The sequence below is a fragment of the Streptomyces scopuliridis genome (genome assembly GCF_042790125.1).
GTDB classification, from domain to species: domain Bacteria; phylum Actinomycetota; class Actinomycetes; order Streptomycetales; family Streptomycetaceae; genus Streptomyces; species Streptomyces scopuliridis_A.
The window spans coordinates 76,764-90,966 of sequence record NZ_JBHTZS010000017.1 but is presented as its reverse complement, the minus strand read 5'-3'; the positions used below and the strand labels follow the sequence as shown (position 1 = coordinate 90,966).

Sequence of the window (14,203 nt, the reverse complement as noted above, 5' to 3'; positions counted from 1 at the left end):
AGTTGCCCGTCCTTGAGAAGTGGGTCAAGTGCCTGGACCGCGGAGATGGTCAGTTCGGTCTCCCGCCCCCAGCGGAGGGGAAGGCAGGCATCGCGTGGGGCCCCAACTCGGGCGAAGCCAGTCTCCAGGGAATCGAGCAGCTCCCTCCATGAGGGCGGTCTGCGCGGCGGCCTGTAGGGGGTACTGCGGTTCGGGTGACGGACCTGTATGTGATGGCCGTCGACCGTGAACTCCCAGTGGGGGCCTAACGCAGCACGCAATACGCCGGGTATCTGCTGGGCCAGGTCATCCCCGAGCACGCGGTTCGCGCGGGTCAGCACGATCGCGTCGCCATCGCCTGGAAGTGGCGGACCGGGTCGAAGCGCTGCATCCCGATCGCCTGGACCCGGCGGTGGTCGAGGTCTTCCGCCTGCTGAATCGAGTCGGCGAGCCTTCGCGCCGCTGTCTCGTCGTCCTCCAGGGGGTCAGCGGCGGCGACGCCACCGGTCTCGTTGCACAGGGCCGCCTGGGCGCATGTGCCTTCCCGCCAGGTCAGAGCCGCCATGGGGGTGCCGGCGCGAAGAGATTCACCGAAGACAGCGGCACCGGCCTCCACGTACTCACGGGCGTACGTATAGACGAAGACAGACGCCTCGGCGATCGCGGCCGTCTTGGCGGTGCCACCGAGTTCCCCGACCCACTCCACGTGTTCGGCCCCGAGGAGGTCCTCGTGGCGGCGCACATATTCCTTGTCGAAAACCGGACCGACAATTCGGATCCGGCGGCCGAGGATCTGTGCCGCCCGCACCGCGATGTGCGGCGCCTTGTCCTCGTCGATCCGGCCGAGCCAGACGAGGTCGGTGCCGGCGGTGGCCGGAGGCTCCTCCTCCTGGAGGCCCAGGTGAACAGCGAGTTCGGGTATCGGCCGGTGGCCGGCGTAGCGCTCGGTCATCTCGGGCGAGTAGCAGTAAAGCCGCGACCGCTGGCCGTCGAAGGCGGTGGCGGTGTGCTGGAAGACCGGCGAGTGCTGGAACGTGGCGACGTCGCAGTCCAGCTCGTTCCATGTGCGGGTCCAGGCCGGAAGGGACGGGTACTCGTGACCCACGACCAGGAGGTCGTAGCCGCTGTCGCGCAGCTCTCGCTCGGAGAGGGTTCCGGGCTTGATGTCCTCCAGGCGGACCGGCTTGCGGACCCAGTCGTGTTCCAGGTCCGTGAGCCAGCCCGGCCCGAGGAGGTGTACGTCGGCGCCTGCGGCTCGGGCGCCTGCGGCGACCGCCCATAGCCATCGTTCGATTCCGCCGTATCCGGCGGGTGGAAATGCGTAGCTACCAGGGAAGTCGCAGACGCCGACGAGCACTATGCCTCCGGTGTTCCGTCCACCGAGATCCGGCGGAAGCCGAGGTATGGGACGAGAGATTCGGGCAGGAGGATGGAACCGTCCTGCTGCTGGCACTGCTCAAGGAGAGCGGCCAGAGTGCGGCCGATAGGCAGACCGGAGCCGTTGAGCGTGGCGACGAGCTTGGGCTTGCCGTCCTCGCCACGGGTCCGGATGTTGGCCCGGCGGGCCTGGAAGGTGCCGAAGTTGGAGACCGAGGAGATCTCGCGGTACGTGTTCTGGCTCGGGATCCAGACCTCGATGTCGTAGGTGAGCTGGGCGGAGAAGCCCGTGTCACCGGCGGCCAGCTTGACGACGCGATAGGCGAGGCCGAGTTCCTTAAGGCACGACTCGGCGTGGCCGACCATCGTCTCCAGCGTGGCGTCCGCGTCCGCTGGGTCGACCATCTGGACGATCTCCACCTTGGCGAACTGGTGCTGACGGATCAGGCCCCGGGTGTCGCGGCCGTACGACCCGGCTTCGGACCGGAAGCACGGCGTGTGCGCGGTGAGCGCCAGCGGCAGCTCGGCCGGAGGGATGATCTCGTCCGCGTAGAGGTTGGTCAGCGGCACCTCGGCTGTCGGGATCAGGAACAGCTCGCGGTCGGCGACGCCGGTCTTGAACAGGTCCTCCTCGAACTTCGGCAGCTGCCCCGTACCGGTCATGGTCTTTCGGGTGACCAGGTACGGCACCGCGTGCTCGACGTATCCGTGGCGACGGGTGTGCAGGTCGAGGAAGAGTGTGGCCAGGGCACGCTCCAGCGCTGCTCCGGCGCCGCGCGAGACCGCGAAGCGCGGGCCGGACAGCTTCGTCGCCCGAGCGAAGTCGAGGATGCCGATGGCTTCACCGAGGTCGACGTGGTCCTTCGGCTCGAACGGGAAGGCCGGCGGAGTGCCGACCCGCCGGATCTCGACCGCGAAGTCCTCGGAGTCGCCGTCCGGGGCCGCGTCGTCCGGCAGGTTCGGGATGCTGAGGAGGAGGTCGCGGAGCTGCTCCTCGACCTGCACCTGCCCGGCCTCGATGTCCCGGATCTGGTCCTTCAGCTCGCGGGCGTGCTCCTTCAGCTTGGAGATGTCGCCGCCCTGCTTGGCCGTCTGCTGGACCTCACTCGCCACCCGCTTGGACTCAGCCCGCAGCTCGTCGGCCGAGCGGATGTTCTGGTTGCGCCGAGACTGGAGGGACTCCAGCTCGGACAGGTCCAGAGAGTAACCACGACGAGCGAGCCGACGAACCGCTTCGGCACCCATTTCGATTAGGGCGCGGGCATCATGCATGAGGAAGATCCTTTTGATCCGGCTGGTGGGATACGGAATCGACCGTAGCAACCGCCGAGCCCTCACCGATCCGGAATATGTCCGCGCCACCGCGGTCGGCACGACCTCCGGGAACGTCCCTGTCGAGATCACTCATCAGCGCCGTGATCCAGTCCGGCAGCTCGTCGTCGGGTATGGCGATCGGCTCGACGTACGGCGCCTCCGGGAAGAAGAGCGGCATGGCCTCCTTCGGAGATCGATTCTGATGCCAGAGGAGCACGGAGGCCAAAAGGCCGTGGCCTACGAGAACGCGGGGTCCGGGTCGCTCCAGGGTGGCAAGCAATCCGGTGAGCATCCTCCGGATGCCGGCGCGCTGGGACTCGGTGCCACCCACAGGCCACTCGTTCGGACCCTGGCCGTCAAGCCAGACCGCGTACTCCAGGAACGGGCGGCCCTCGAACTCTCCGTAGTCGAGTTCATTCAGGCGAGGGTCGATGACCAGTTCCGCCGCCGGCACGCCCATCAGCAGAGAAGCCGTCTGCCGGGCACGAGGGAACTCGCTGGTCAGCCATGTCCGCACGGTGTGGAGAGGGAGGGTGGACCAGCCCAGGCTCAGCGATTGTCGACCCTCCTCGGTCAGGTGGATGGGTTGAGACGGGTCGCCGTTGACCAGGTACCGCTTGCTGTGGTTCGTCTGTCCGTGGCGGAGGACGTAGGTGGTCACGAGCCCCTCCTCGGGGTCGACGCTGAAAGGCCGGCGAGCACTTCCGCCATCTGCGGCGCTCTCGGGTCCCCGGCCTCCAGGTAGTAGAGGAGTCCGTCGAGGGCCAGCGCTCTGCACCACGGCGCGAGTACGGGAATGGGGATCCGCGAGATCCGGGCGGCAGCGGCCAGCCGCCCGTCGGTCCCGTGCCCAAGGTTGTAGTAGACGGTCCAGAAGGCCCAGTCGAATGCCGCGTCGCCCAGCATGGGCAGCGGATCGAGTAGGCGAGGGTGCCCCAGCCAGTCGAATGGCACGTTCTCCCGATACAAGTCCGCGTGCAGGACAGTCGTCCTGCCTGGGTCTTCCTGCAGTCCTGCGAGCGCCGGGAGCGCGGCGTCGAGGAGGAGATGCCATGCGTCAAGGTCGAGCGTCTCCATCCGTCGCCGGATCCGCGGCAGCAACTCCGTGCCGAGGTGGTCGCTGAGCAGCGGGAAGCTGTTCGGTCGCCTTCGGCGCTGGCCGAGAGTGTGCAGCCCCTGAAGGGCAGCCGCCACCATCTGAACCTCGCGCTCTGGCCGCTCGGCGCCACCAGGGCGCCCTCCCACCAGCTCCAGGGCGGCCACCGCCAGGTCGTCAGCAGCCTCGATGACGTCCGCCGTCGGTCCGCCGGCCCACAGCCGCAGTGCACTCACTTCGTGGCGATACCGGGTGGGGTCGGTCCATGCCTTGAGGAGTAGCGGACGCCCGTCGAGGGCGGTGGCTGTCGCGATCACCGAGGCGTGTCCGGCGTCGTGGTAGTCACCGAGGGACAACTTCCAGCGTTCGGCGGCCTGTTCCAGCAGGTCCGGTGCTGTGTCCAGCCACGCCTGGGCTTCCGGCCCGTAGTGCGCGAGTAGCCGCCGCTGGCACCCTGCGGGAACCTCTCCGAGCGTCCGCGTCGCCATCAGCTCAGCACGATCCCGTCGGAGACCAGCTCGTCCGTCAGGGCCGGGAACTCGCCGAGAGCCTCGGTGACCAGGGCCTGCACCTTGTCCACCTCGGCGTGGGGAGAGGACAGGCGGACGAGGATCCGCCAGGGCTGGTCGAGTCGCTGCCCGGTCGTGCTCACCAGGTGAACCTCGGCGTGCCCCTCGGTCGCCTCGTGGAGCCGGTTGGCGAGTCGCTGCGCGGCAACGTTGTACAGCTTGCCGACGTGATAGACGGGGTTCTTGCCGTTGGCGCCCTCAAGGTTCATCGGCCTCAAGGGTGTGATCAGCCCGTTGACCCGGTTTCCTCGCCCCACAACGCCTTCGTCACCGGACTCGATCGAACTGCCGGTGTAGGTGAGGTACAGCTCGTCCTTCTCCGGAACGTCGCGAGCATTCAGCCGGAAGCGCGCCTCCGCTCCAGGCAGCCGGAGGCCGGCGAGGCGGTGGCACTCGGCGAGGACGGTCTCCGCGTTGCGGACGTACTCCGCTCGGCTGGCGACGTGACGCGACTTCTGGGGGACGCACAACACGATGTCGGCCTGGGCTCCGTCCCAGTAGCCCATGAGTTTGACGTCAAAGCCGCACCAGGCGTGGGCGAGCGTGAACTCGCTCTTCCCGGAGAAGTGGTCTACCAGTTCCCGTACGAACGACTCGAACGGGTTCTCCGGCGCCCAGCCGGTGCCGAGGGACGTGTCGTTGGAGAGCCGTACCCGCCGCTCGCGGAGATCCTCGACGGAACGCGGGTTGAACCACCGGGTGCGGTCGGGCACCCCGTCGCCGGTGAGGACAGCACCGGGGCTCGAATTGCTGGTGATGTTGAAGACGATGTCGAGGTGAGCCGAGACCTCGGGCAGTCGCTCGGCGAAGAACGCCCGGACCTCGGCCTCCACTATGTCCTCGACCGGGATCGACTCGCCGCCGCACAACGGCGCAGCCCTCCCATTGACCAGGACCCTCACCGGCGATGTCATCCGGCCGGCGCCGTACCGCACCTCGCTGGCTCCACCGAGGAGGGCGAGCTTGTCGAAGTTGTGGTGCAGTACGGCGCCAAAGTGCTGAACGGTGTAGCGGCTGTAGGCGCGGGACAACCGCTCGGCGAGATGGTCGGCCAGGGTGTCCGGATGGCCGAGGCCCTTACGTTCCACGATGGTCGTCGCGTCCGGCTGGGCCATGCCGGTGTCGATGACGATGTGGCTGTTGTCGATGGTCGTGCTCGTACGAGGCATCACGAACTCCCTTTCAGGGGTGGATAGAAGGGGATGAGCGCAGGCGTCAGCACGCCTGGACGAGCGGTGGAGCGGAGGATTCAGCGAGGAACGCCGGCAGCGCGGAGAAGCGCGACCGTCTGAGCGAGTGACCGGTACGCGGAGGCCACCTGTTCCTCGGCAGCGAGTCGATAGACGTCGTGGGCGGTGATGAGGTCGATGTCCTGCGTCCGACGACGGTCGAGCCAGAGGAGCAGGCGCCAGGCCAGGACCGGCCCGCTGAACGGCAACCGAGTCAGGAGATCGACCGGGATGCGTCCGGGCGGCATGCCCCGGTACAGCAGGTCGCGTACGAGGTGGAACACCACGTCGGTGTAGTCGAGTACGGCCGGTCCGCAGGCGCTCGCCTCCCAGTCGACGACGTGCAGGCGCTCGCCGTCCACGAGGAGGTGCTCGGGCTTGAGGTCGCCATGCAGGTGAACGACCGGATGGGAATCGATCGGCTGGAGCGCCTCACTCAGCACCGTCCACCAGGGCAGCGACCAGCAGCGAGGAGAGAACTGATCGAGCAGGAACTGGTGCGAGGAAGCGACACTCGCTTGCCGTGCTTCCCAGCCGGAGCCTGGAGTGGCGCCAGCGGTAGGCCGGTGCAGCCTGTCGCTCACAGCCACGACGTGACCGATGTACTCCTCAATCGCTGAGCGCGTGCTTACCGAGCACGGCGACCCATCCACCGTTCGGAATGCCGTCCAAGACCCGGCCCCATCGTTTCCCGTGGCCAGGACCGCCGGGACCGAGATACCCCACAGGGCAGCGCGCTCGACCGTCGCGACCTCACGCTGGCGCCGCCCCTCGGGGTCGATGCCCACGTAGATCTTCAGCAAGGCACTGCCGTCCGTGGCAAACCGCGTTCTGGAGTACGGCTTGAGAGCTGCCGGTCCGAACGGGCCGAGACCCTGCTCGATCCACGGCTCCGCCGTATTCGTGCTGCGCACCCTCCACACCCCCAGTCCGTAGCAGCGAGCCGTGCCCTGCTCCCATTTGAGAAGCAGGACCGATCACCAAAGCCAGCCGAAGCAGAGGGAGTTGACCACATTGCCCGGCGGCTTTTTCGATCTACTGCGACAGTAGGTACGGCACCCCGCAGCACCCCGGAAAATCTTTCCGGGGTCGATTCCGGCCACGAGGTGATGCTCAGGACATGCGAGGGATGACAGAGAACCTGACCATCGGCGAGCGCGTCGCCTGGTACCGGCGCCGACGCGGCCTTTCCCAAGAAGTCCTGGCCGGCCTTGTCGGGCGGACCACGGACTGGCTGAGCAAAGCGGAGAACAATCGGATCGAGCTCGACCGGCTCTCGGTGATCACCTCACTCGCCGAGGCCCTCGACGTCTCCCTCGGAGACCTGCTCGCCGAGCCGACCCTCATGGAGTGGTCGAACGACAGCGGCCGTCGCACGGTCCCCGCCCTGCGCGAAGCCCTCATGGACTACAAGCAGCTCACGCCGCTGCTGGGGCCTCCGCCCGATGACGAACCGCCCGGCTTGAAGGACCTTCGGGCCAACGTGAAGGAGATCCTCGACGCCTACCAGGCGTCTCGATACGGCTTCGCCACACGACGCCTTCCCCTCGTACTGGCCGATGCCCTCGCCGCATCCCGCGGGTACTCGGGGGGCAAGAGGGAGGAGGCTCATGCCCTACTCGCCCTGACCTACCAAGGCGCGGCCATGGTGCTGGGCAAGGTCGGGGAGCCGGAGCTGGCATGGATCGCCGCCGACCGCGGCCTGGCGGCCGCGCAGCACAGCGGCCAGAGCGTGGTGACGGGCTCGCTCTTCCGGGCGGTCACACACTGCCTGCTGGCCACCGGGCGCTTCACCCCGGCGGTCCAGCTGGTGAACGATGCGGCGGCGGTGATGCAGCCCGGCCTGGACACCGCGAACGACGAATACCTCTCGGTCTACGGCACCCTCTTCCTCGCCGGCGCCATGGCGGCCGCCCGAGCGGAGGACCGGGCGACGACACAGACCTTCCTTCGAGAAGCCGACGAAGCCGCACAGCGGCTGGGCACCGATGCCAACCACCTGTGGACGGCCTTCGGCCCGACCAACGTGGCCATCCACTGCGTCGCCACCGCCGGAGAGCTCGGAGACATCCAGATAGCCGCGGACCTCGGACAACGCATCGACACCAGCGGCTTGCCGGTAGAACGCCGCGTGAGGCACAACCTGGAAGTCGCCCGAGCACTCAGCGCCTGGAACCGGACCGACGAAGCCCTGGCCACCCTGCTGGACGCCGAACAGGCTGCCCCCGAGCAGGTGCGCCACCACTACCTGAGCCGGGAACTGGTCATCGGCTGGATCCGAGGTACCCGAGGCCGCCCGTCCCAGCCGGTGGCAGACCTGGCACGCAGACTCGGCGTCGTCGGCGGTTAGAGTCCGTCCCGTGAGCGAGAACGAGCACGAAGCGAAGATGGCCCACCCGCGCATGGCAGCCGGCGCACTCTTCTTCGACGACGCCGACCGAGTCCTGCTCGTCGAACCCTCGTACAAGGACTACCGCGACATCCCCGGCGGATACGTCGAGCATGGGGAGTCTCCCCGACAAGCCTGCGTACGCGAAGTCCACGAAGAGCTGGGGATCAAGCCCCACATCGGCCGCCTGCTCGTCGTGGACTGGGCACCGAATCCGGGAGAGGGAGACAAGGTCCTCTACCTCTTCGACGGTGGCCGCCTCAGCGCGCACCAGCGCCAGCAGATCGCGCTGCAAGCCGACGAGCTCCGCAGCTACGACTTCCACCACGCCGAGCAACTGCCCGAGCTCACTATCCCCCGCCTCGCACGCCGAATCACCGCGGGGATCCAGGCCCACGCAGCCGGCCTGACCGCCTACCTGGAACAAGGGGTGTCGCCAGAAACAGGGGCTTGACCAGGGGCCGCTTGGCCCCAGCACGCGTGACGATCCTGGGCAGCGAAGGTTCACCGTAGTGGCGATTCTCAAACCAGCGATGCACGGCCCCCTGCCCGTACTGCGCTCCGGGGCTCCGCAGGAACTCATACGAGTGACAACCTGAAGGGGCCCATCGTTCTCCGTCTTCCCAGATGACCAGCGGTAGCACTCGTCGTCAATAACCGTTGGAGATGGCAGGATTGGGGAAGTTTCGAGTGGGGGGCCGTTCGTGGCTGTACGCAAGACCATCCAAGTGGTGCCGCGAGCGCGGCGCACGCTGACTTCGCTTCGCAACCTGGGTTACGACCTGCGTCACGCCGTGGCAGACATCGTCGACAACAGCGTTTCCGCGGACGCAACGACTGTGCACGTGACTGTGCGCTTCGACGGCACGCGTTCCTGGATCCGTATCTCGGACGACGGGCGAGGCATGGACGCCGAAACGTTGAGCGAGGCGTTCCGCTATGGGAGCGACCGTGAGTACAACGGGACGGAGCTGGGGCGCTTCGGCTTCGGGCTCAAGTCTGCGTCCACTTCCCAGTGTCGAAAGATGACCGTGGTGTCGCGTGCGGACACTCCCGGTGCCGCGCTGGAGGCCCGTCAGCTCGACCTCGACCACATCGACGAGGTCGACGACTGGGAGATCTTCGACCTGCCCCCTGATGAGTTGCCCGAGCCGACCCGGGCTGTGCTCGGTGAGGGTTCTGGCACGGTCGTCCTGTGGGAGGGCCTCGACCGCGTTCTCCGGTATCAGGATCCGTTCGGAGGTTGGGCGAAGAAGCAGCTGATCGCTCATGCCGAGGACATCGACCAGCACTTGGGCATGGTGTTCCATCGCTTCCTTGCTGGAGAGGTTGACGACCGGGAGCCGCTTCAAATCACGGTGAACGGGACTCCCGTGGAAGCGTGGGACCCGTTCTGCCGTGCAGAGCCGAGCACCTCCGCCCTGCAGGAGGAGGACATGGAGGTGCGCTCCCTAGACGGCCACGGGATTGTGCGTCTGCGTCCCTTCGTACTCCCCAACCAGAACCACTTCTCGTCGCAGGCTGTATGGAAGCGGGCCTCGGGACCCAAGGGCTGGAATCGACAGCAGGGCTTCTACATCTACCGAGCCGAACGTCTGATCCAGTCCGGTGGCTGGTGTCGCCTGCGAGCCGTCGATGAGCACGCCAAACTCGCCCGTATATCGCTGGAGTTCTTCCCGGAGCTCGACAGCGCCTTCGGCGTCAACGTGGCCAAGGCTTCCGTCACACTGCCCGAGGAGCTCCGCAAGGAGCTCACACCCCTGGTGACGACCTGGGGCAGGGCGGCCGACACTGCCTACCGCCAGAAGCAACGACCTCCGAGCCCGCCGCCCAGACCCCCCAAGCGGTCAGGTGCCGCGTTGTCGTCACCAGCGCCCACCATACGTCCATCCTCCAGCCAGCCCGACCCCAGCCACGAGCAGGCGTCGAGTTTCAAGCCCACTGCTTTCTCACCTGCGTTGGCAGATCACCGGGGCGCCGGCACAACCTCGCGGGTGGCGGACGCCGCTCCACTGTCAGCGCGTGAGGCACTGGAAGCTGCCGCTAGTCAAGTCGGCGAGACCGAGGCACTCAACCGGATCGTCTCGGCCCTGCACACTATGTCTCCGGAGGTGGCTCATGACCTCGGTTGGTGACCGCGTAGAGGGCCACCTCTTTGTCCTCAAGGCCATCATGGACAGGGACAAACTGACCCTTGAGGAAAGCCTCTCCCGCTACCCCGGCCTCGTGCCGGCAGAGGACCACGACGCCGTTCGCCGCCACTGGGAACAGCAGCAGCGGACCACGACCATCATCCGTACTGTGCGCCCGACCGAGCTCACCGCTACAGGGGGGCCGCGGCCCTGGGCTGAGAACTGGAACACCGCCGAGGGCTACTACTGGGCACGTCAGCGGCGCTTCCTCAGCCACGTACTGCGCCGTCAGGACTACGAGATCGACAGCGTCGACCTGGCGAGTGACCGAGTATTGGCCCACCTGGAGAACCCGCGACACCCGGAACCGTTCATTGTGCGCGGCCTCGTCGTGGGGCACGTACAGAGCGGCAAGACGAGCAACTTCTCCGCCCTGATAGCCAAGGCGTCCGACGCCGGCTACAAGATCATCATCGTGCTTTCCGGGCTCCACAACACGCTACGCCAGCAGACGCAGAGGCGCCTTCAGCGCGACCTTGGCCACGAGAACGTTCCGTTCCCCAAAGGCGTGGGACAAGGAGACCCGGAGAAGTACTGGACCTGGTTGACCCGGGACGACCTCGATGGCGACTTCGACCCAGGAGTCAATGTCGGACCTCTGCAGGGACAGAACCAGGTCATCCTGGTGGTCAAGAAGAACAAGACACGCCTGGACCGGCTTCTTGACTGGCTCGAAAACAAGGTTCCTGAACATGTGCCGGTGCTTGTCGTCGACGACGAGGCCGACCAAGCGTCAGTGAACACGGGGGGCAACCGTCCCGATGACGAGCCAGTGTCCGAGGTCCTTGACCTCAGGGCAGCGGACTTCGACGGCGAGACACCGGCAGACGACGAACTGGACCCCAGCGCGATCAACCTTCGCATCCGAAGGCTGCTGCGCTGTTTCGCGCGGGTGTCCTACGTTGCCTATACGGCGACCCCCTTCGCCAACATTCTCATCAACCCCAACGCGGAAGACCGCGAAGGTGGAGATGACCTGTTCCCACGGGACTTCATCCTCACCCTCCCCCATCCTCCTGGCCAGAAATACGTAGGCTCTGACCGTCTGTTCGGCCGCGAGCAGCTCCCCGGCGAGGTCGGGCAGGTCGAAGGGCTTGACGTAATTCGGATCGTTCCGGAAATCGAGGTGGAGCAGGTCATTCCTCCGAAGGGAAAACGAAAGCCTTACACTCCCGTAATCCCAAGCACTCTCAAAGCTTCTCTTATTGATTTCTTGTTGGCAGCTGCTGGTCGGATGGCACGGAACGGCGCCGATCAGCCTTGCACCATGCTTGTGCATATTGACATGCGCAAGGAAGCCCAAGACAAGCTCGCTGCCGAGATCACCGCCGAGCTCGGTCACATGCGACAGCAGTGGCGCTATGACCGGGAGAACTTCCTTCCCGTGCTAAGTGATCGATGGGACATGGAGTTCCGTCCACTCACCTCGTCGATGGACCTCGACAATGACGTGCCGTTCGAGAAACTGGAGCAGCACTTGGACGCTCTGCTCACACCAGGAGTAGAGGTCCGGATCCTGAACTCAAACCATGAAGACGAGCTCGACTTCGAGATCGAACCGGACCTTAAGGCCGTCTTGGTCGGAGGCAACAAGCTCTCCCGAGGTGTCACCATCGAGGGACTCCTCGTCTCGTACTTCGTAAGACGCAGCCCCTACTACGACACGCTCCTGCAGATGGGGCGTTGGTTTGGTTACCGAGGCGATTATGTCGACCTGACGCGCTTGTACAGCACCCAGCTCCTTGTCACGTGGTTCCATGACCTGGCCACGATCGAGGAGGAGCTTCGACGGCAGATAGAGCACTACGCGCGCCGGAAACTCAAACCATGGGATGCCGCGCCACGAATCCGTAGCCACGAGAAAATGCTGCCGACAGCCAAGAACAAGATGAAGGACACCTCGCTTCAGCAGGAATCCTTCGATGGCAGGAAACTCCAGACCCTCCGCTTCCCGTTCGACGACCCCATGATTCTTGACCTGTGTAGTGAGAACCTCGGAACCACTCGCGCTCTACTGGGCCCCTTGGGGCCACCACACCACGCAGACCCTGGGCGTCTAAACTGGGAAGGCGTCAGCGTCGAGGCCATTGTTCGCTTTATCGAATTGTTTCGGTTCAGCGACCAAAGCGCTTTCGACGTGCCGTCCGTCGCGAGTTACATTCAGGCTCAGACCCAGCACAACGAACTTGTATCCTGGCGGGTGATGGTCTCGTCTGCCCGCGTCCAGCAAAACGAGCACCGTACAGTCGATTTGGGCATCTCGGGGCATCCTGAAGTGACAATGATCCAACGCAGCAGGCTCGCGAAGGACCCCAGCTCACTTGGTGTGGTCACTGAGCCGGAGGACGAGCTGCAAGGACTCACCCCGGCCCAGATCGAAGAGGCCCGTAAGCTGCAGGAGTCAGGGACGTTCTCCACGCTTGGTGATGCGTTCAGGTCCCAGCGGTCGCCGCGAGAGGGATTGCTCGTCCTCTACCCCATCGATCCGAGCAGCGGAGTGGGCGCCAACGCGAAGAACCGACGAAAGTTGTTCGATGAGGAAATCGAGCGGCCGGAATGCGTTTTGGCATACGCGGTATCCTTTCCCTACTCCACGAGCCCGAGGAGCCTTCCCTACGTGGTTGGACATAAGGCAGGGCGCCCATGAACGCGGCTGAGCTAGAGAATCTGTGGAGCCAGATTCCGGATGCGCCAGCTCCTGGCCTGCTGTCTGCGGAAAAGCTGCCAGCCGATGATCTGTGGGCCGCGGTAGATGCCGACGGGCACTGTCATCTACTGCTACACGTGCCGCCAGGCACACAGGCACCGAGCACCCACACCAAGGGCCTCCAAGTCCGGGTGGGCGAGCATCAAGTGGCCGGACAACCGGTCAGCGATTATCTGGATGTTGCCTGCCTGGACGCAGCAGCAGTGACAACTTTCGCTGCCGTGGCCGCAGACATCATTCACCTCGCTGGATCATTGCAGGCAGCGGAGCGGGCCACCGCTGTAGGTGACGTCCTTGAGCGGTGGAAGTGGTTCTGGGAGGTGGACTCCAGTCGCCTCACCAACAACGACGCATTGGCTCTCTTTGCGGAGCTTTGGTTTCTGGTGCGGTGGGCCGGCGTGACGCCGACCCACATAGACGCCTGGACAGCATCCGAGGGATCCCGCCACGACTTCCAATGGCCGAACGCATCCGTCGAGGTCAAAGCCACCGCCCGTAGTGGCGATGCTGGCAGCGTCCACACGATCCGGAGCCTGGACCAACTCGCGGCCCCGGAGACGGGTGAACTCTATCTCTTCAGCCTCCGCGTGATGCGGGACCAACTGGCCAACAACACGCTGCCCAAGCTCGTCGACAGGGTGGCGACGGACCTAGCGGATCACCCGGCCGCCCGAGAACGATTCCTACAAAAGATTGGGAGTCGAGGTTACAGCCCCGTCCAACGTAAGACCCATGAGATTCCCTACCGAATTGTTGAGGAGTGCCTCTACCAGGTCACGGACGAATTCCCTCGGCTGACTCACGACTCCTTCCCAACTGGGTTGCCGAGCGGAGTCGTACGAGTCTCGTACGACCTCGACTTGGCTGCTTGTGGGTCGTGGCTTCTTTCCACCAATCCCAAAGACTGGTCACCCATCTAACGCCGCCGACGTGGCCCATGCGCTCATCCATGAGTACCTTCTCGGTACCGAGGTCCTCCATCGCGGTCCGATGGGGGGGTGGCGGAGGCCGTGGGCCGTGAGGCCCTCGGGATCCAACACAGCCCGATCGATGGCGCCGCCCGTCCGGCGCAGAGACCGCCCCTCGCCCGGTGAAATCGCAGTCCTCCTAGCCGTAGCGGCTGACCTAGACCCCACCTGCCGACAATCGACGGTCGAACGAGCAGCTGCGGGTCCGACCGGCTCGACGATCTCGCTCGGGTGTGCCCGACTCCTGCAGCACCGGTGGCGTTCCAGGTCTCCGAACACGTCGGGACCAAGTTCAACGCGTCCGCAGCCCAACCGGAAGGCCGCCCCACTCCCGAGCGAAGCTCACAGCTCGCTCACGGCAACCGAGCAGGTGGCTCCAGTGT

The 14,203-nt window shown here is 65.6% G+C and carries 11 protein-coding genes; 5 read left to right on the top strand and 6 right to left on the bottom strand.

From position 1 onward, the window contains the following. Positions 1 to 313: 313 nt before the first annotated feature. The 6 genes from ACFRKB_RS24795 to ACFRKB_RS24770 all read right to left on the bottom strand — a co-directional run bounded on the left by ACFRKB_RS24795 (position 314) and on the right by ACFRKB_RS24770 (position 6,478). On the bottom strand, positions 314 to 1,336 hold the full coding sequence (locus ACFRKB_RS24795) for a glycosyltransferase (RefSeq protein WP_383108607.1): 1,023 nt from the start codon (positions 1,334 to 1,336) through the stop codon (positions 314 to 316). Then, positions 1,336 to 2,628, bottom strand: coding sequence for a serine--tRNA ligase (serS, locus tag ACFRKB_RS24790; protein WP_383108606.1), 1,293 nt, complete (start codon positions 2,626 to 2,628; stop codon positions 1,336 to 1,338). The genes ACFRKB_RS24795 and serS overlap by 1 nt, the downstream gene beginning before the upstream one ends. Next, positions 2,621 to 3,331 carry a histidine phosphatase family protein gene (locus ACFRKB_RS24785; protein WP_383108605.1) on the bottom strand — a complete coding sequence of 237 codons (711 nt, stop codon included), beginning with the start codon at positions 3,329 to 3,331 and terminating at the stop codon, positions 2,621 to 2,623. Before ACFRKB_RS24785 ends, serS begins: the two co-directional genes overlap by 8 nt. Continuing rightward, positions 3,328 to 4,254, bottom strand: a complete 927-nt coding sequence (locus tag ACFRKB_RS24780; protein WP_383108604.1) for a phosphotransferase — start codon at positions 4,252 to 4,254, stop codon at positions 3,328 to 3,330. Before ACFRKB_RS24780 ends, ACFRKB_RS24785 begins: the two co-directional genes overlap by 4 nt. Further along, complete coding sequence (locus tag ACFRKB_RS24775) at positions 4,254 to 5,504, bottom strand: methionine adenosyltransferase (RefSeq protein ID WP_383108602.1); 1,251 nt, start codon at positions 5,502 to 5,504, stop codon at positions 4,254 to 4,256. The genes ACFRKB_RS24780 and ACFRKB_RS24775 overlap by 1 nt, the downstream gene beginning before the upstream one ends. 80 nt (positions 5,505 to 5,584) lie before the next feature. Beyond that, positions 5,585 to 6,478, bottom strand: a complete 894-nt coding sequence (locus ACFRKB_RS24770; RefSeq protein ID WP_383108601.1) for a phosphotransferase — start codon at positions 6,476 to 6,478, stop codon at positions 5,585 to 5,587. Positions 6,479 to 6,693: 215 nt separating this feature from the next. Here ACFRKB_RS24770 and ACFRKB_RS24765 point away from each other — a divergent pair, with 215 nt between their 5' ends. The 5 genes from ACFRKB_RS24765 to ACFRKB_RS24745 all read left to right on the top strand — a co-directional run bounded on the left by ACFRKB_RS24765 (position 6,694) and on the right by ACFRKB_RS24745 (position 13,772). Next, positions 6,694 to 7,914, top strand: coding sequence for a helix-turn-helix domain-containing protein (locus ACFRKB_RS24765; RefSeq protein WP_383108600.1), 1,221 nt, complete (start codon positions 6,694 to 6,696; stop codon positions 7,912 to 7,914). Positions 7,915 to 7,924: 10 nt separating this feature from the next. Continuing rightward, positions 7,925 to 8,407 carry an NUDIX domain-containing protein gene (locus tag ACFRKB_RS24760; RefSeq protein WP_383108599.1) on the top strand — a complete coding sequence of 161 codons (483 nt, stop codon included), beginning with the start codon at positions 7,925 to 7,927 and terminating at the stop codon, positions 8,405 to 8,407. Positions 8,408 to 8,657: 250 nt separating this feature from the next. Further along, entirely contained in the window at positions 8,658 to 10,088 is a 1,431-nt protein-coding gene (locus ACFRKB_RS24755) for an ATP-binding protein (protein ID WP_383108598.1), read from the top strand. After that, positions 10,072 to 12,792: a Z1 domain-containing protein gene (locus tag ACFRKB_RS24750; RefSeq protein WP_383108596.1), complete on the top strand. Its 2,721-nt coding sequence runs from the start codon at positions 10,072 to 10,074 to the stop codon at positions 12,790 to 12,792. Before ACFRKB_RS24755 ends, ACFRKB_RS24750 begins: the two co-directional genes overlap by 17 nt. Beyond that, positions 12,789 to 13,772: a PD-(D/E)XK motif protein gene (locus ACFRKB_RS24745; RefSeq protein ID WP_381198056.1), complete on the top strand. Its 984-nt coding sequence runs from the start codon at positions 12,789 to 12,791 to the stop codon at positions 13,770 to 13,772. The genes ACFRKB_RS24750 and ACFRKB_RS24745 overlap by 4 nt, the downstream gene beginning before the upstream one ends. The last annotated feature ends 431 nt before the right edge of the window (positions 13,773 to 14,203 follow it).